The 17,184-nt window shown below is 70.0% G+C and carries 18 protein-coding genes; 7 read left to right on the forward strand and 11 right to left on the reverse strand.

Annotated elements, in window-relative coordinates; all coding sequences use genetic code 11:
- Positions 1 to 48 precede the first annotated feature (48 nt).
- From ACF1DX_RS30570 to ACF1DX_RS30605, 8 genes are all read right to left on the reverse strand, one after another.
- Complete coding sequence (locus ACF1DX_RS30570; RefSeq protein ID WP_391794374.1) at positions 49 to 1,161, reverse strand: helix-turn-helix domain-containing protein; 1,113 nt, start codon at positions 1,159 to 1,161, stop codon at positions 49 to 51.
- A gap of 921 nt (positions 1,162 to 2,082) precedes the next feature.
- Positions 2,083 to 2,517, reverse strand: coding sequence for an NUDIX hydrolase (locus ACF1DX_RS30575; RefSeq protein ID WP_391794375.1), 435 nt, complete (start codon positions 2,515 to 2,517; stop codon positions 2,083 to 2,085).
- 18 nt (positions 2,518 to 2,535) lie between these two features.
- Positions 2,536 to 3,333, reverse strand: a complete 798-nt coding sequence (locus ACF1DX_RS30580) for an STM4013/SEN3800 family hydrolase (RefSeq protein WP_391794376.1) — start codon at positions 3,331 to 3,333, stop codon at positions 2,536 to 2,538.
- Positions 3,330 to 3,833: a hypothetical protein gene (locus ACF1DX_RS30585; RefSeq protein ID WP_391794377.1), complete on the reverse strand. Its 504-nt coding sequence runs from the start codon at positions 3,831 to 3,833 to the stop codon at positions 3,330 to 3,332. Before ACF1DX_RS30585 ends, ACF1DX_RS30580 begins: the two co-directional genes overlap by 4 nt.
- Positions 3,826 to 4,464 carry a dTMP kinase gene (locus ACF1DX_RS30590; RefSeq protein ID WP_391794378.1) on the reverse strand — a complete coding sequence of 213 codons (639 nt, stop codon included), beginning with the start codon at positions 4,462 to 4,464 and terminating at the stop codon, positions 3,826 to 3,828. The genes ACF1DX_RS30585 and ACF1DX_RS30590 overlap by 8 nt, the downstream gene beginning before the upstream one ends.
- A complete protein-coding gene (locus tag ACF1DX_RS30595) occupies positions 4,461 to 5,486 on the reverse strand; it encodes a radical SAM protein (protein ID WP_391794379.1) in 1,026 nt (341 codons plus the stop codon). The genes ACF1DX_RS30590 and ACF1DX_RS30595 overlap by 4 nt, the downstream gene beginning before the upstream one ends.
- A 188-nt stretch (positions 5,487 to 5,674) precedes the next feature.
- The gene (locus tag ACF1DX_RS30600) at positions 5,675 to 5,824 is read right to left on the reverse strand and encodes a hypothetical protein (protein ID WP_391794380.1); all 150 of its coding nucleotides are present in this window, start codon (positions 5,822 to 5,824) and stop codon (positions 5,675 to 5,677) included.
- 555 nt (positions 5,825 to 6,379) lie between these two features.
- On the reverse strand, positions 6,380 to 6,799 hold the full coding sequence (locus ACF1DX_RS30605; RefSeq protein ID WP_391794381.1) for an ATP-binding protein: 420 nt from the start codon (positions 6,797 to 6,799) through the stop codon (positions 6,380 to 6,382).
- Between the two features lie 232 nt (positions 6,800 to 7,031).
- Between ACF1DX_RS30605 and ACF1DX_RS30610 the strand changes: the two genes are divergently transcribed.
- The 4 genes from ACF1DX_RS30610 to ACF1DX_RS30625 all read left to right on the forward strand — a co-directional run bounded on the left by ACF1DX_RS30610 (position 7,032) and on the right by ACF1DX_RS30625 (position 11,194).
- Positions 7,032 to 8,381 carry a hypothetical protein gene (locus ACF1DX_RS30610; RefSeq protein ID WP_391794531.1) on the forward strand — a complete coding sequence of 450 codons (1,350 nt, stop codon included), beginning with the start codon at positions 7,032 to 7,034 and terminating at the stop codon, positions 8,379 to 8,381.
- Positions 8,382 to 8,555: 174 nt separating this feature from the next.
- Positions 8,556 to 8,681 (forward strand): hypothetical protein, encoded by a 126-nt coding sequence (locus tag ACF1DX_RS30615; RefSeq protein ID WP_391794382.1) that lies wholly within the window; start codon positions 8,556 to 8,558, stop codon positions 8,679 to 8,681.
- A gap of 405 nt (positions 8,682 to 9,086) precedes the next feature.
- Entirely contained in the window at positions 9,087 to 10,280 is a 1,194-nt protein-coding gene (locus ACF1DX_RS30620) for an NAD(P)/FAD-dependent oxidoreductase (RefSeq protein ID WP_391794383.1), read from the forward strand.
- Positions 10,277 to 11,194: an RNA polymerase sigma-70 factor gene (locus tag ACF1DX_RS30625; RefSeq protein WP_391794384.1), complete on the forward strand. Its 918-nt coding sequence runs from the start codon at positions 10,277 to 10,279 to the stop codon at positions 11,192 to 11,194. The genes ACF1DX_RS30620 and ACF1DX_RS30625 overlap by 4 nt, the downstream gene beginning before the upstream one ends.
- A 169-nt stretch (positions 11,195 to 11,363) precedes the next feature.
- On the opposite strand, the gene ACF1DX_RS30630 is transcribed toward ACF1DX_RS30625, so the two are convergent.
- Both ACF1DX_RS30630 and ACF1DX_RS30635 read right to left on the reverse strand, forming a co-directional pair.
- The gene (locus ACF1DX_RS30630) at positions 11,364 to 11,936 is read right to left on the reverse strand and encodes a GNAT family N-acetyltransferase (protein WP_391794385.1); all 573 of its coding nucleotides are present in this window, start codon (positions 11,934 to 11,936) and stop codon (positions 11,364 to 11,366) included.
- A 181-nt stretch (positions 11,937 to 12,117) separates the two neighbouring features.
- Positions 12,118 to 12,738 carry a TetR/AcrR family transcriptional regulator gene (locus ACF1DX_RS30635; RefSeq protein ID WP_391794386.1) on the reverse strand — a complete coding sequence of 207 codons (621 nt, stop codon included), beginning with the start codon at positions 12,736 to 12,738 and terminating at the stop codon, positions 12,118 to 12,120.
- A gap of 105 nt (positions 12,739 to 12,843) precedes the next feature.
- Here ACF1DX_RS30635 and ACF1DX_RS30640 point away from each other — a divergent pair, with 105 nt between their 5' ends.
- Positions 12,844 to 13,737: an SDR family NAD(P)-dependent oxidoreductase gene (locus ACF1DX_RS30640; protein WP_391794387.1), complete on the forward strand. Its 894-nt coding sequence runs from the start codon at positions 12,844 to 12,846 to the stop codon at positions 13,735 to 13,737.
- A 152-nt stretch (positions 13,738 to 13,889) separates the two neighbouring features.
- On the opposite strand, the gene ACF1DX_RS30645 is transcribed toward ACF1DX_RS30640, so the two are convergent.
- Entirely contained in the window at positions 13,890 to 14,450 is a 561-nt protein-coding gene (locus ACF1DX_RS30645) for a dihydrofolate reductase family protein (protein ID WP_391794388.1), read from the reverse strand.
- A 299-nt stretch (positions 14,451 to 14,749) separates the two neighbouring features.
- On the opposite strand from ACF1DX_RS30645, the gene ACF1DX_RS30650 reads away from it, so the two are divergent.
- Positions 14,750 to 15,763, forward strand: coding sequence for a methyltransferase (locus tag ACF1DX_RS30650; protein ID WP_391794389.1), 1,014 nt, complete (start codon positions 14,750 to 14,752; stop codon positions 15,761 to 15,763).
- Between the two features lie 114 nt (positions 15,764 to 15,877).
- Positions 15,878 to 17,116, forward strand: a complete 1,239-nt coding sequence (locus tag ACF1DX_RS30655) for a cytochrome P450 (RefSeq protein ID WP_391794390.1) — start codon at positions 15,878 to 15,880, stop codon at positions 17,114 to 17,116.
- The last annotated feature ends 68 nt before the right edge of the window (positions 17,117 to 17,184 follow it).

Consider the following 17,184-nt stretch of genomic DNA (forward strand, 5'->3'; position numbering starts at 1 on the left):
CCCGCCCCGGAACCCTCCGGCGGCGGGCGGTGCCGTGCGCGGGGGCCGTCACCACGCGGGCTCCGGGATCCGCGCGCACGCGGGGCACCGGTCGCCCCGGGCGTCGACGGGACGGCCGCACATGCCGTCTCGCCCGTCGCACTCGTACCTGTGGCGAACCACCGGGTCGACGCCCTCCGCGTACGGCCTCGGCGTCGGGGTCGGCTCGTTCTCCCGTGTCCGGCGCGGTCCGGGGATCGGCGAGTCGCCGACGTCCCGCAGCCGCTTGGCGATGACGGCGCTCACGTCCTTGCGCAGCGGCTGCGGCAGGGGCCGCGTCAGCAGCTCCCACAGCACCTCGTCCTTCCAGCCGCGGGCGAACAGCTCGTCGACGACCAGCCCCTGATCCCGCAGCGGCCTGCCGGTGATCATCAACTCCGGATTCCGGCTGCCGAGCTCCTGCAGGAACCGCACGCCTTCGGTCAGGGGGATCTCTCGCCGGGGGGACTTCTTCCCGTCCGTCCTTCCCTCCGTCGCGGGGGCGTCCGTGGAACCTACGGAGGGACGGACGGATCCCTGGGGGTTCTCTGGGGGATCAATAACGGTTAGGGGCTCAACTTGAACCCAGGTCGGGCTCAACTTGAGCCCGAGGTCGGGCTCAACTTGAACCAGGGTCGGGCTCATCTTGAGCCCAGGGTCGGGCTCATCTTGAGCCATCAGCAGGTCAGAGGGGGTGTCCGGGTTATCCACAGGGTCGGGCTCAAGATGAGCCATCAGCAGGTCAGCGCCCTGTTCGGTGGCCTTCGAGACCTTCTTCCTCTTGGTCGGCAAGGGCGCGTCGGGATCGAAGGTGAGCTGCTCCAACACGTTGTCGTCGTAACCCGCGTCAGTACGCCTTATGGCGGCCAGGAGTTCGAGGTTCACGCGGGTCAGGTTGGAGATGGGTTCGCCGGTGCGGGGGTCGATGCGCCGCTGGGAGAGGATGAGCTTCTTGTCGAGAAGCCTCTTCTTCACGCGCTTCACCGTGGCCGGGGACGTCCCGCAGTCGTCGGCGAGACGCTGCTGACCCGGCCAGCAGTACCCGTGGGCGTCGGTGTAGTTGCAGTACGCGATCAGGAGCAGCTTCTCCGCCCCGTCGAGTCCTTCGGCGTCGAACGCCATCGCGATGTGCTTGACGGTCATGAACACTCTCTCTATTCGAACAGAGAGGCGGATACTGCGTATCGAGACGCTACAGATAGGTGCGGAGCCTGTGTCCGCGCCACATAACCTGTATGCTCGGTGCCCAGCAATAACCGCTCTCTGGTTATTGGTGCCGTAACCGCTCTCTGGTTATTGGTGCAGTAACCGCTCTCTGGTTATTGGTGCAGTAAACGCTCTCTGTTTATTGGTGCAGTAACCGCTCTCTGGTTATTGATTGGGTAGGGATCGAGGGGCATCGACCGGGCGAGGTCGGTGCCCCTACTGCTTTCTGATGAAGCTTCACTACTATAAATGGTGAATCGGCTACGTTTTTCATGTTCGATTCGACCGGGTGGTCGGGCATTTCATGGGCGGGCGGTACCGTCGGCCTTGAGGTCAGGAATCGAAAACGCCTAATTTAGGGCAGTCGGATACCGGGCAGAGAGCGCTTGGTTGCTTTCCGGAGGGTGATGGCTGGGGTGCGCGCATGCCTGACCGCCTGGCTGTCCCATCCGCTGCGGGCTGACCTTCGGTGGCCGAGGTCCAGCCGGGGTGCAAGGAGGGCTGAGCAGCGGTGAGTCCTGCGCTGACGCGGCTTCGGCCCGTGCTCTGAAGTGTGGTCAGGTGCCACGCGAGCGCCCGTGGTGAAGCATCCGGGTCGGCGAAATCGCCGGCCGGGAAGTCCCTACCGACCGGCGACGTACCTCACAGGCTGCCTTCAACCTGCCGAGTGCCACTATGTATGGCATGTGCGCCAGTTATAGTTGCGCCCGGCAGTAACACACTCCTCATCTGGTATTACTTACGGGGAGCGTGAGAGGGTCAGCGCCGACCTCCGATGAGTCCTTGAGGGCTCGTCTTCCACGCGGTACTTCTTCCCGTCGTTTAACGGGGTGCTCAGAAATGTGTTTGGGCGGCGTGTCAGTCGTCTGCGGGGTGCTGATCCGCCAGGAGCAGGGCGAGTGGTCCGGCGGGAAGGAGGAACCGTCCTTCGCGGACGGCCCGGAGCGCATCGTTCATCGGCCACCACATCAGCTTGAAGTCCTGCTCGGATTCGGTGAGTTCCTGTGGGCCGAGCGTCAGGTCGTGGGCCTCGAAGAGGTGGACGCGTGCGAGTGAGGACAGCGTGATCGCGTGGGAGCCGAGAAGGCGCCACTGCCGGGCGGTGACGCCGGCTTCTTCACGGAGTTCGCGGCGGGCGCATTCCAGAGAGGTTTCCCCTTCCTCGCGGCGACCGCCGGGAAGGAACAGGTACTCGCCTCCGTGGGCGGGAAAGGAAGCGCTCAGCAGGGCGACCAGGCCCTCTGCGTCGCGCGCTACAACCACGGAGGCGTCGCGCGTATGTCCATCGCTCATGCGGGGCGAGCGTAGCGGCTAGCCGTGCACCCAGGCGGCGAAAGGCACGTTCCATACGGTGGGGTGGGCGATGCCGCGGCCGTGGTGACCGTCCTCTCCGTAGGCATCGCCGTGGTCGGCGCACATGATGACCAGCCACTGGCCCCGGGTACTGAGCCCGTCGAGCAGTCGGCCCACGTGCCCATCCGCGTAGGCGAGCGCTGCGGCCTGCGAGGCGGTGCTGTCCTGGCTGCTCCCGAGGTAGTGGCCGTGAGGTACGTGTGTGGCGGAGACGTTGACGAACAGGAACAGCGGCCGTCGACCGTGGTAGCGGTCGGCGATGTCGAGAGCCTGGTCCACCTGGTGGCGAGTGGAGTCGGTCTCCGGTGAGCAGAACTCGGGACGCCAGCGCGCTTCATGGAACATCGCAGGCAGCACCGACCCGAGGGGAGTCTCCCGGGAGAAGTAGGTGACACCTCCCACGCACACGGTGCGATAGCCGTGCAGGGCGAGCCCGTCGAGGAGGTTCGGGGCGTCGAACACGAACGTCTCGGACGGCACCTTCTTGAAGGCCGGTGGGCGGCACTCCCACAGGCGTGTCGGCTGCTCGGGCTGGGGCAACTTGGGCAGGAAACCGGAGAAGAACGCCATGTGCGCGGGCAGGGTGAAGGTGCCGGGGGTCTGCCGGTGTTCCCACTGCCCGCCCGGCAGGAGACCGGCGAGGCGCGGCGTGAGGCCATTCACCAGCGCATCGCGGGCGACGTCGTGGCGCAGGGAGTCGAGCGTCACGAACAGGATGCCGGTGCGGGAGGCGATGATCTGCGCTGCGTCGATCACAAGCGGACTCCATCGGTCATCTCGTGGTGCGAGGCCTCGATCACGCCCTTGGCCTGGGAGTTCACGGGGATCGGTACACGGTCCTGGGCGATGAGGTTGCGGATGGCCGCGAGTCCGTTGGTCTCGTCCAGCAGGGCGCCGTGCGAGGTGTGGAGGCGGACCCGCACGGTGGTCACACCGTCGGTGGTCTCCGTGGTCAGCCACGCCCCTGGGGTCTGGCGGGCGCCTGCCTTGGAGAGCAGGTCCCGTTCGTGCTGCTGCCCGAGGTGGTGGACGTGGCACGCGTAGTGCTGGGCGTTGATCGCTCCCTGGCACAGACGGTCGGTGAATGCGGCGCTGACCGGGTGTCCGTCGTGGGCCACGGCAAGGTGCGAAGCGTGCAGGGTGACGACCAGGCAGGCGCCCAGCCACCACCCCACACCCTCATGGATCTGGCCGGGGTACTGTCCGACCGCGCCGCCGTCACGGATGACGGCGGCGGTGTCGATGGGGTTAAGCATGGTTGAGCTCCAAGTCGGCGATGATCCAGTCGGCGAGTTCCTGCGGTGTCCTGCCGTCGGTCTCGACCCAAACCGCGGTCTGGTCTGCCGCAGCGACTTGGGCGAAGTTGGCAAGCAGCCGCGAGAGCCGGCCGGGGACTTCGAACAAGTCGGTGTCGTCGCTTTTCACGTCCGTCTTGACCGTTATCCGCGTGCGCAGTTCTTCCTCCGAACAACGCAGGTAGTAGGTGCGGGTCGGTGTCTCCAGATAGGAGCGGAAGGGCCCCACGAGATCGGTGACCACGTCCACCGGCACGTGGTGGACGGCGGAGTGGCAGGCGATGATGGACGACAGGTAGCGGTCTGCCACCACGGGGCCGTGTACTCGGGCTACGCGTAGTCGGTCGGAGGCGTGCAGCAGCCCGGACAGGTAGAACGCGAACTGCGGCAGAGAGCGCAGCTTGCTGTTGGCCGTGGGGGACCAGCCGGTGTGCGGGTCTGGAAGCGTGTGCAGGCCGGATGCCTTCAGCTGCTTGGTGAGGAGGTCCGCCAGCGTGGATTTACCGATGCCGGAGACGCCTTCCAAGACGATGGCCGGGTACGGCTCGCTCGAGTAGGAGAAGGGCTGGTAGGGCGGCGGCAGGTGCGTCATAGGGTTCCTTCGGTGAATGACGTGATGTGCTCGGCGACGGTCGAGACAAGCCGCTCCGGGTCGGACAGCAGATCGGTCACGTTCAGGCGCAGGTCATCGCGCAGAAGGCAGGGCTGGACGCCGCCGTTGTGGTCCATGCGCAGGGCCCAGAATCCTTCGACGCACTGAGGGCGCAGGGGGCAGGTACCGCACTGGCCGACGTGGTGACGGCCCAGGTTGCGGTGGATGACGTCGATCTCCACACCGTCGACATGGAAGACGCGCCGCCCCTGACCGACCCCGGCGATCTCAATGTGCTCGTCTGAGGTGAGGGTGCGCAGGTGGGCGACAACCGCGTCGGCCGACACCGCGGAAGAGGCGCGGGTCTTGTTGAAGTCCGTACCCACCAGCTCGATGAACTGCACCGGCAGACGCCGCTCCAGGGCGAAGTCGAGGATGCGCGGTACCTCGTGCGCGTTTTCCCTCTGCAGGAGCGTGTTGAGTTCTACCCGCGGGAAGATCTCCCGGGCCGCCTCGATGCCGTCGAGGACGGTGGTGATGCCGATGCGGGTGCCGGCGATGGCGCGCAGAGTCTCGTCTGAGAAGTAGTGCAGCGACACCTTCACCTTGTCCAGGCGGGTGTGCGACAGCCACGCCTGATGGGTGCGGGTCCGGGTTCCGTTGGTGATCAGTGTGTAAGAGGCGTCGGGGCTCGGCTCCGGCAGACCTTCCAGGATCGGCCGGGCCATGGGAGACGTCAGGGGCTCCCCGCCGGTGAAGTACACCCGCTTGAGCCCTGCGTCCATCAGGGCGCCGATCAGCCTCAGGTAGTCCTCTGTGTCCAGGGCCCGGGGGCGCGGCTGCAAGGAGCGGTCCGCCCGGATCCGTGGGGGCGGGACGTCGCCTTCGTTGTGGCAGAACCAGCAGGCGATATTGCACTGCGGCGTGAGGGAGACGCGGAGTTGCCCGCGCAGGGCGGCGAAATTTTGCAGGGCCGTGAAGTCGATGGTGTCGGTTTCCACGGATAGGGGCAGCTTTTGCATGCTGAACTCCAGACCGTCTGTGAAGGTCGGGCTCCTCCTTGTGCGTCCTGACGGGAGGAGAGCGGCACAAGGAGGTTGCGGGACAGTGGCCTCGCCGTGGGAGACACGAGTCGGTCAGTGAGACCCGCCAGGAGGCTTGTCTGCCCTGCGGCTCGGCCGGAGGACATCCGGGCCGCCGGACAGGGGCTTTATGCGGTGCGCTCCAGCTCCCACAGCAGTTGGGTCAGGCCGACGAGCCGGAAGGAGCTGAGCCGGCGCACCATCTGGGAGGCGAGGACGGTCGGCAGGAGTTCGTGGCCGTACGGGATCGGTCCATCCGGTCGCTTGACGACCTGCACACCGTGATCGCCCCAGCCGTAGCCGACGCCGTTGACCCCGTACAGGGGGGGCGCTCTGTGTGAGGAGTACCAGCGGGTCGGGGGTGAGGTGCGGGCACAGCTCAGCGGCGGGGCGCACGTGCTGGGGACACACTGGTGGCTGGTTCGTGAGGATCATCGGGTCGTCCGGGTCCACCGTGTCGGGCCTAGCGAGGAAGATGTGACCGAGTGGAGTCCGGGCGCGCTCGGCGCAGACCTGGCAGCGCAGCGTCTGCATCGTCCCTCGCTGCCGTAGGGGATGCATCAGCCGCCACTGGGGCCGGCCCGTCGGTTTCCCGAGGTCGTCAACGGGGCCGAAGGAGCAGCGGGCCCACAGCACACCGCGCAGGTCCCGGTCGCGGGGGTCCTCGTCGGCGTAGCGCAGCCGGTAGCGGCCTCGTCCGATCGGTGACAGCTCCAGGTTGTCGGGGGCGGCTTCCTCCCCCTCGCGCTGGACGACGAAGGGGACCAGGGGCGGCTCGGTGCGCACAGTGTTCTTTCTCGTACGGGGTGGAGGAAACGCCGGCCGGGGGGCGGTCACGGTCGGCCCTCGTGGACGGCAAGGTTGCACCAGGTGGTGGTTCCGTCGTCGCTGCTCCCCCAGGTGCCGCCGTGGGCGGTGGCGAGGTGGTCGACGAGGAAGAGGCCACGGCCGCACTCGGCGTCGTGGTCGGCGTGGCGGACGACCGGCCGGCCGGGTGTCCCGCCGTGCACGGCCAGGCACAGGAAGCCGTCGCGGACCGTCATGGTGAAGGTGACGCGCGTGCCGTCGCCGTGCTGGATGGCGTTGGTGACCAGCTCGGAGACGATGAGCTGGGCGTCGTCGACCAGCGGTCCCAGGCCGCAGAACCGCAGCCGGGCCGCGGTCACCCGCCGGGCCATCCCCACGCGGAGCGCGTCCTGTTCGTGGATACCGTCCCCGGCCCGGGGCGGGCGGACCTCGAAGGACACGCTCACCCGGTCGTCGGTCAGCCGTGGACGCTCGGGTCGGCGCTCACGACAGAGGTCGTCTGCCGCTGCGGCGGTGTCTCTTCTCAGTGGTGGTGCGCTGGTCACCTCTGCTCCCAAGGGCCGAGATCGGTGCTTGACTCGTAAGAGGTAACCGCGTGATCACTGTCTGTGTGTACCGTTGAGGGCAGGTGGGACCGTGAACACCGTGAACGCCATGGAGCTGTCGGGAGTTGAGGGCATGGCCACGAGAAAACGCACGCCCAATCCTGCCTTGGACAGGCTGCTTGAACAGGCCCGATGGACGCGCACGCAACTTGCCCAGCAGGTGAACAGGCTCGGCCCGCAGGCTGGGCTGCATCTTTCGTACGACCGAACGGCAGTCGCCCACTGGATCGCCGGCACCCCGCCGAAACCCGAGGTCAGGCCATTGATCCTGGAGGCACTGTCCGCTCGCTTGGGACGGCCGGTCACTCACGCGGAGGCCGGCCTGCAACCCGCCGTATCCACTGACGGCTCACAACCAGTGGACACTGTTGAGGAGTTGATCGACCTAGGAAGGGCGGACATGGACCCGTCCCGTCGCGGCGTCCTGGCCGCCACTCTGTTCTCCGCAGCGCTCTCCGTACCCGCGTTCCAGCACACGGCGCGGGCGGCCGACGACCCGGTCACCCCGGGCAAGGTCACCACCCGCATCGGCGCATCCCAAGTCGCGTCGGTACGATCCATGACGGAGCGCATCGCCGACATCCTCGACGAGTTCGGCGCCGGCCACGCCCGGCCCATGGCGGCCGCGTTCCTCGTCAACACCGTAGGCCCGTGGCTCAAGGCGCAGGCATCCGAGCCGGTGAAGCAGGACATGCTCGCCGCCGCGTCGGACCTGACGTACCTCACCGGGTGGATGGCCATGTACGAGAAGGCTCACGGACTGGGCCAGAAGTACTACGTCCAAGCGCTCAAATTGGCCGACGAGGCGAGCGACCACGTCACCTACTGCCGCACACTGCGCGGCATGTCGCTCCAGGCGTCGAACCTGCGGCACGGACGGACGGCGCTGGAGCTGGCGGACTCCGCGGCCGAGGCCGCGCCGTCGGCCGGGCCGCGTCTGGTGGCGTTCCTGCGGGGACAGCAGGCGCACGCGGCGAGCATGGTCGGGGACCGTCGCCAGGCCCACACCCGGCTTCGCGAAGCCGAGACGGCGCTCGCGAAGGCCGACAACCGGCGCGACGCGATCGGCGGCTACGACCGGACCGCCTACCTCTTCCACGTCTCCCACGTGCTGTCGGAGGAGAACGACCTGCCCGGCAGCATCAGCGCCCTGCAGCAGTCCATCAAGGTGCAGCCGGCCAACGAACGACAGGGCCGCGTCCACGCCTACGCGCTTCTGGCGCAGCGGCAGCTCCGGTACGGGCACGTCGAGGCGTCATGCGAGTCGTGGGGCCGGTTCCTCGACGAGTACGAGCACGTGTCGTCCGTCCGTGGTGACGACCACTTCGCCACGATGCGCAAGGAACTCACGCCGTACGCCAAGACGCGTGCGGTACGGGAGCTGTCCGGCCGGGCGCGCGAGGTCGCGGTGGCCAAGGCCTGAAAAGGCGGGGAGCCTCCCTGGACCCCGTATTGGAAGCCTTCGGCCCCGGTAGGACAGCAGCTGTCGCCGAGACCTCCCCCCGCGTCCTGCTCAACCGAATTGGCTGGGAGGGCCAGGGGCCTCACCAGCAGTTGCCTGCCTGCCCGGTCAGGCCGATCCCAGAGGCTTGCCGACTTGGCCGCCGAGACCGGTGCCCGCGTGTATCTGTGCGGGACCGGCGACATGACCTGTCTCGACCAGGCCCTCGTTGCCGGCACCACCGAACCGACCACCTTCGACCTGCAGCCCGCCACCCTGTAACCCGCCCTGTGTCCCAGCCCGCCCCCGAAATTCTTCGGCGGCGGGTGGAGCCGTGTGCGGGGGCCCTCATCGCGAGGGCTCCGGAATCCGCGCGCACGCGGGGCACCGGTCGCCCTGGACGTCGACGGGGCGGTCGCACAGGCCGTCCCGCCCGTTGCACTCGTACCTGCGGCGGACCACCGGGACGATGCCTTTCGCTTGCTCCGTCGGTTCCCGTGCGGAATCAGTCGATCATGATCGGGCGCAGCGTGTCGCGGTGCTCGGAGTGCCGGTGCCGTGCACGCTCTCCCTCCTCTTCGATGTGACGCGGGTCATATCGGACCGACGTCACGATCGGAAGGCCAACTTGCGTCTGCTGGTCGTCCGCACAGCGGGAACGACCGACACGGAAGAGGAAACAGAGCGATGAACGCGACAGCAGCGCAGCGGCACGAGGTCCTGGTCCTGGGTGCCGGTTACGCCGGGCTCTCCGCCGCGATCCAGCTCGCGGCCCGCACCAGGAAGCGCGGGAACCTGCGGGTGACGCTGGTCAACCCCTACGAGACCTTCACCGAGCGGCTCCGGCTGCACATGACCGCCACCGGTCAGGAGACGGCCGAGATGAACATCCCGGAGCTGCTGGACGGCACCGGCGCCGGTTTCGTCCGTGGCTGGGTCACCGCCGTGGACGTAGAGGAGAGGACCGTCCGGATCGACGACGAGCGGGTCCTGCGCTACGACACCCTGGTCTACGCCCTGGGCGGCGTCGCGGACACCGTCGCCGTCCCCGGCGCGGACGACCACGCCCACACCCTCGACGGCCCGGAGAACGCCGCCGTCCTCGCCGATCGGCTGGCCGGGCTCGACGGCGGGACCGTCGTGGTCGCCGGCAGCGGCCTCACCGGTGTCGAGGCCGCCGCGGAGATCGCCGAGCGGCACCCGGAGCTCCAGGTGGTGCTGCTGGGCCGGCAGGAGCCGGGCGCGGGCATGCACCCGAAGGCCAGGGCCCACCTGGACGCGGCGTTCGCCCGGCTCGGCGTGCGGGTGCGCAGCGGCGTCGAGGTGGCCAAGGTGCTGCCGGACAGGGTCGAGCTCGCGGACGGCTCCGGCATCCCGGCGGACGCGGTGCTGTGGACCAGCGGCACCCGTGTCCCGCCGCTGGCCGCCGCCGCGGGCCTGGCCGTCGACGAGCGCGGCCGCGTGGTCACCGACAGCGCGCTGCGCTCGGTCTCCCACCCGGACGTCTACGCCGTGGGCGACGCGGCGGCGATCCGTCAGGGCTACGGCGTGATGCACGGGACCTGTCAGGGAGGCATGCCCACCGGCGTGCACGCGGCCCTCTCGATCCTGCGGGTGCTGGCCGGCAAGGAGCCCAAGCCCTTCCGTTTCGGCTACTACCACACCCCTGTCAGCCTGGGCCGGAACGACGCCGTCGTACAGTTCACCCACCCCGACGACAGCCCGCGCCGGATGGTGCTGACCGGCAGGCGGGCCGTGAAGTACAAGGAGGCGGTCACCGCAGCGCCGTGGCCGACCTTCGCCTGCATGAAGAAGATGCCCGTCTCGGGCGCGTTCTGGCCGCACGGCGGCCGCCACACCCGGATCCGGAGCGCCAAGTGACCCAGCCGCAGCAGGCCGACCGCGACCAGCTCGCCTTCCAGCAGTACCGCACCCTGCTCTTCTCCGTCGCCTACCGCATCCTCGGCTCCGCCGCCGACGCCGAGGACGTGGTCCAGGACGCCTGGTTCAAGTGGTCGGCGGCCGACCGTTCCCGGGTCGCCGACCCCAAGGCCTACCTGACCCGGATCGTCTCCAACCTGGCGATGGAACGGCTTCGTTCGACCCGTCACCAGCGCGAGACCTACGTCGGGCCGTGGCTCCCCGAGCCGATCCTCACCGGCCCGGACACCGCTGACGACGTGGCCACGGCGGACTCGGTCTCCACGGCCCTGCTGGTCGTGCTGGAGACGCTGAGCCCCCTGGAGCGCGCGGTCTTCGTGCTGAAGGAGGTCTTCGCCTTCAGCTACGTGGAGATCGCGGAGGCGGTGGAACGCTCGGAGGCGGCGGTCCGGCAGGCCGCGCACCGCGCCCGCGAGCACGTGAGGGCCCGCCGACCCCGTTTCACCGCGGACCGTGCCCGCCAGCGCGACGTCACCGAGCGCTTCTTCGCGGCGGTGGCGGGCGGCGACATCAACACCCTCATGGAGCTGGTCTCCCCGGACGTGACGCTGTGGACCGACGGCGGCGGCAAGGTCCGCCAGGCCCTCAAGCCGGTCGTCGGCATGGAGACCGTGGCCCGCTGGTTCGCCGCGCTCGGCACCGCGACCTACCAGGGCATCGAGCCCGGGCAGATGCGGGCGGAGATCACCTGGATCAACGGCGGACCGGGCGTGGTCCTCCGCGGCCCGGACCGCGTGGTCGCCACGCTGACCTTCGACTTCGATGCGGAAGGCCGCATCTCGACCATCCACAACGTGGCCAACCCCGACAAGCTCCACGCGGTCGCCGACGGCACGCGGCACGAACTCTCCTGAGCCGCCCGGCCGTTCCGGGCACCCGCCGACGCCCAGCCGACCAGCGCCGAGGGACGCTGCCCCAGCTGCACCCGCCGGGCCTGACCGCAGACCGGATCGAGGAGGCCGAACGGGAGCCGCCGCGCCCGCGTCACGAGTGAGTGTGGGCCGCACCCTCCTCGACGACCGCTCAGTGGTCCGGACGCGACACGGCCGACGGCCGCCACTCGCGTCTGAGCAGCCCGAACACCCAGGAGTCGGACACCTCGCCGTTGACGACGCAGTCCTCCCGCAGCGTCCCCTCACGCACGAACCCGAGCTTCTCCAGGGCCCGGGCGGACGCCGCGTTGCGCGTGTCCGCCTCGGCCTGGACCCGGTTCAGGTCCAGCGTGTCGAAGGCCCACCGCAGCAGGGCGTGCGCGGCCTCCGTCGCATAGCCGTGGCCCCACATCGCCTCGCCGAGGACGTAGCCCAGCGACGCGCTGCGGTGGACCGGGTTCCAGTCGACCAGGCCGCACCAGCCGGCGAAGGCCCCGTCGGAGGCCCGGTCGATCGCCACCCGCGCCCCGGTGCCTTCGTCCGCCGTCTTCCGGCACATCGCGACGAAGCGCTCGGCGCGGGCCCGTTCGGTCCAGGGTGGGGAGTCCCAGTAGCGCAGCACGTGGGCGTTGCCGTGCAGGGCGAAGAGGGGGTCCGCGTCGGCGTCGGTGAAGGGCCGCAGTCGCAGGCGGGCGGTGTGCAGTACGGGGGTGGCCAAAGTCATGCGCCCCATCCTGGGTCCCCGTGGAGCGTGCGGGACACCGGATATTCCGCTGCTCCTTCCCCTGTCGTCCCTGCGCCCGGGGACCGTGTCGTCCCTGCTGCGGCGGAAGCCCGGCGTCCTGTCCGCGCGCCGGCCCGGTGGACGGCACCGTCACGCGCGAGAGCGTCGTCGCCGGCAGACCTCACCGGCGGTCGGGGAGGGGACGGGCGCCCCGTAGGAACTGGGACACCGCGGTGTCGACGAGTCCGTCGAGCTGCTCCTTGCCGATCGCGCCGCTGTTGACCATGGCGGTGATGCCCTGCACGGTGGCGTAGAGGATGAGCCCGACCTGTTCGGGATCGCCCTGCTCGAGTTCGCCGAGCTCCTGCCCCTCTTCGATCAGGTGGGTCATCTGCCCGAACGCGGTCGCGGCGGCCTGGGTGACCACGGTCGCTCCCGGATGGTGCTTGCTGGTGTTCATCAGCTCGCAGAGCGCGGCGTTCTCGGTCGCGAAGTGGGCGTAGGCCGATACGGCGTTCCGTACGCGTGTGGGGAAGTCGTGTTCGCCTTCACCCGTGGTCAGCGCGGCGCGCAGAGCAGCGCCCAGGCGGACGAATCCGGCCTCCGCGAGGGCGTCGAGCACTGCCTGGCGGTCCGCGAAGTGCCGGCGCGGCGCGGCGTGACTGACGCCGACCTCCCTGGCCAGATCCCGGAGTGAGAGCCGGTCGGCTCCGTGTGCTCTCAGGCTGTGTTCGGCCGCGTCGAGGAGTGCGGCCCGGAGGTTCCCGTGATGGTAGGGCCGATGTCCAGCAGGTTCAGGCATGGAGCCAGCATATCGAGCCCATGTTTACATTGACGACATTGTTGTCAATGACTACATTGGGCCGTGTTCGATTCCTCCCTCCCTTCCCCGAAGAGGCCTCCTGTCATGACGCAGTCGCACAGCAAAGAGCTCATGGTCGTCTCCGGGGCCGCGACGGGCATCGGCGCCGCGACAGCGCACGAACTCGCCTCCATGGGATTCCACGTCCTCGCCGGTGTGCGCACCGGCGAGGAGGCCGACGCCATCCGCGCCGACGGCGTGGAGCCCGTCACACTGGACATCACCGTTCCCCAGCACATCGAGGCCCTCGCACAGCGCATCGCCGACGACCCCGAGCAGCGCCCGCTGCGCGCCCTCGTCAACAACGCCGGGATCGAGATCAACGCGCCCGTCGAGGTACTGCCGCTCGAGCTGTGGCGGGAACAGTTCGAGGTCAACTTGTTCGGACACATCGCCGTCGTCAAGCGGCTCCTGCCGTTCCTGCGGCGCAGCCGAGGCAGGATCGTGAACATCAGCTCGGTGGGCGGGGTCGCCGCACTCCCGATCTTCGGTGCCTACGCGGGGACGAAGTTCGCGCTCGAAGCGGCCAGCGACGCCCTGCGCCGCGAGGTCAAAGCGCAGGGCATCCAGGTGGTCGTGGTCCAACCGGGCGGCGTCAGGACCGAGATGGCGGCCCACAGCGGCGACATCTCCCTGGAGTTCGCCGACAGGATGAGCCCCGAGCACCAGCGCCTCTACGGCAGCCTCGTCAGATCGACCGTTGCCTCGAACACCGCCTTCCTCAAGCGGGCGATGCCCGCCGAGAAGGCCGGAGCCAGGATCGCCGAAGTGGCGACGAAAGCCCGACCGCGCACGCGGTACACGCTCGGCGTGGACGCCGCCTTCACCATTCCCCTCGCCCGCCACCTGCCCGACCGCCTGATGGACAGGGTGCTCTCGGCGAGTCACCGTTCCCGGCGGAACACGCCTGCGCCCCGGCGCGGGGCGGGCAAGGGCTGAGCCCGTGCCCCGCCCCGACGCGCGGTCGACCGTCCACGGCAGACGCCTCCCCGTCGTCGTGAGAGGCGCGGAGCCCTCCCGGTGGAGCAGGGCGCGGAGAAGGCTCGGGAGGCCGGGCTGTCATGGCCACAAGGACAGGCGGTCGGCCGGGATCAGCGCGGCTGAGGGACGTAGTGGGCTTCGACGACCCCGTTGTCGAAGGCGCGCGTGGACGCCAGGCGCATGGGGAGCTGCTCGCCGTTGGCGAGGGTGCGGCCGGTGCCGGCGATGACGGGGGCGATCTGCAGGTAGAGCTCGTCCAGCAGGCCGTTGCTCATGAGCCACTGGACGAGGGTGATGCTGCCGCCGACGTTGATGTTGCCGCCGGGCTGCTGCTTGAGGGCCCGGATCTGGCCGGCGACGTCGTCGCCGGTGACCAGGTGGCTGCCCTGCCACTCCCCGACCTCGGTGAGGGTGGAGGAGACGACGTACTTCGGCGCGGCGTTCATCCAGCCGGCGGTGGGCACCTGCTCGTTGGTGGCGTGCGGGAAGAACGTGCTCCACATCTGATAGGTGCTGCGGCCCAGCAGGGCGGTGTCGGCGTCGTCGAACAGCCGCATCAACGCCTCGGTCGTCTCAGCGGTGCTGTAGGGCATGCTCCACTTCTCCGGGCTCTCCACGACACCGTCCAGCGAGAGGAACAGCCCGGCCACGATCTTGCGCCCTGCGGTCATGCGATCACTCCTTGGAAGAGCTTCCCGTGGAAACTCGTGACATCCGAATTGGAAGTGAGCTTGTCTTTTGCAAGTGTGGTTTGTCAATTGCATGCCGGGGTGCCCTCTGTGCCGTGCCGACCCGTCAACGGCCCGCGCGGAGGGGCGCGTTCGCGGCGTGACGCCGAGGACCGCCCGCCGCACCCCCGTACAACCCGGCATCCCAGGAGCGCAATCCAGGAGATGGCCCCCGCCCGCCGCTCCGCGAGGATGGCACCGCGGGCCCCGCTGTGCCCGCGGTGAAGGAGGGCATCGCTGTGTTGGGTGACGAGGACGGCAGTGCCGCCGCGCTGTGGCGGATGGCGAACCTGGGCACGCCGATGGCCGTGCGCGTGGCCGCGACCCTGCGGATCGCCGACCACATGGCCGCCGGCACCCGGACGGCACCGGCCCTGGCCGAGGCCGTCGGCGCCCATCCCGGCGCCCTGGAGCGGCTGTTGCGCTACCTGGCCGTGCGGGGGGTGCTCGAGCGCGACGAGGACGGCCGGTACGACCTCACCGCCCTGGGCCGGCCCCTGCGCGAGGACCACCCGGCCGGTCTGCGCGCCTGGTTCGACATCCACACCGGCGGGCGCGGCGAACTCTCCTTCGTGGAACTGCTGCACAGCGTCACCACGGGCGAGGCCGCCTTCCCGGTGCGCTACGGGCGCTCCTACTGGGACGACCTGACCGCCGACCCCGAGCGGGCCACCGCCTTCAACTCCCTGCTGGGCGCCGACGTGGCCGTCCGCGCCCCGGACATCGTCACCGGCTACGACTGGGGCCGCCTCGGCCACGTCGTCGACGTGGGCGGCGGCGACGGCTCCCTGCTGACCGCCCTGCTCGAAGCCCACCCCGGTCTGCGCGGCACGGTCGTCGACCTGAAGGAGGCCGCGCTCGACGCCGAACGGTCCTTCGCCGCCTCCGGCCTGGACGACCGCGCCGACGCCGTCACCGGCAGCTTCTTCGACCCGCTGCCCGCCGGAGCCGGCGGCTACGTGCTCTCGCTGATCCTGCACGACTGGGACGACACCGCGGCGACCGCGATCCTGCGCCGCTGTGCCGAGGCCGCCGGCCGCACCGGTTCCGTCTTCGTCATCGAGTCGGTCGGCCCCCAGGGCGACGCCCCGCACACCGGGATGGACCTGCGGATGCTGTGCGTCTACGGGGCCCAGGAGCGCGGCGTGCCCGAGTTCGCCGCGCTCGCCGCCGACGCCGGCCTGAAGGTGGCGGCCGTTCACCCCGCCGGCCCCTCGGCGATCATCGAACTGACCGCCGCAGACCGCACCACGTGACCGTCGCCGGCCGCGCCACGGGCCGGCCCGCCGGCACGGTGTGACCCGCCCGCCCGTACCACGTGACCGGCCCGCCCGCCCGCGCCGAGCGGCCCGCCGCAGAGGAGACCCCGGATGGCCGAGTCCGCCCCCCTGTCCCTGACGGAGGCGTTCGCCGCCCTGGGTACCGTGCGGGGGCGGCAGGACCCCTACCCGCTGTACGAGGCGATCCGCGCCCACGGCGACCTCACCCGGCGCGGCCCCGGCAAGCTGGTCGTCACCGGGTACGACGAGTGCGCCCGCGCCCTGCGCGACAACAGCCTGCACGTCCAGGACCGTACGGCCTACGACGCCGCCGGTCCGGCCTGGCGCTCCCACTCCTCCCTGCGCGCCTTCACCAGCTCCATGCTCTACAGCAACGGGTCCGACCACACCCGTCTGAGGTCCCTGGCCGCCTTCGCCTTCACCCCGCCCCGGGTGCGCGAACTCACCTCGGTCGTCGAGGACATGGCCGACCGCCTGCTGGACCGCATGGCCCGTCTCGGCGCCGACGGCAGCCCCGTCGACGTCATCGCCGAGTTCGCCTCCCGGCTGCCCATCGCCGTCATCGGCGCCCTGCTCGGCTTCCCCGAGGAGGACCAGGTCTGGTTCCGGGAGATGGCCTCCACCATCGCCGTGTCCACCGACGGCCTCTCCGACCCCACGGCCCTGAACCGGGCCGATGCCGCGATGGACGCCCTCGCCGGCTACTTCGGCCGGCTCGCCGAGGAGCGCCGCCGCAGGCCCGCCGACGACCTCCTCACCCTCCTCGTCGCGACCCACGACGACGCACCGGAGCGGCTCAGCCACGAAGAGCTGATGGGCAACCTCATGGTGCTGCTCACCGCCGGCTTCGAGACCACCAGCTTCCTCATCGGCCACGGCCTGATGATCGCCCTGGACCACGCCCCGTACGCGCGGAGGCTGTGCGACGACACGGACTTCGCCGACGCCTACGTCGAGGAGATCCTGCGCTACGAGCCGCCCGTCCACGTCACCAGCCGCTGGGCCGCGAAGGACACCGAACTGCTCGGCACCGCCGTCCCGCGCGGCACCCGGCTGACCCTGATCCTGGCCGCCGCCAACCGCGACCCGCGCCGCTTCACCGCGCCGGACCGCTTCGACCCCGCGCGCGGCGGCGCCCCGGGGCCCCTGAGCTTCGGCGCGGGCCCCCACTACTGCCTCGGCGCCCCCCTGGCCCGCCTGGAGGCCCGGATCGCCCTGCCCCGGCTGCTGCGCCGCTTCCCGCGCCTGACGGCCGCCGCCTCCCCCGTCTACCGCGACCGGTGGGTCGTCCGCGGACTCGACACGTATCCCCTCGTGCTCGGTGCCTGACCTGCGTCGCCGCCCCTCCCGCGGGCCCGCGGGGCCGGGATTCTCGCACAGCATTTAGAGAGATGCGC

This window comes from Streptomyces sp. NPDC014676, assembly GCF_043084105.1.
Classification (GTDB): Bacteria; Actinomycetota; Actinomycetes; order Streptomycetales; family Streptomycetaceae; genus Streptomyces.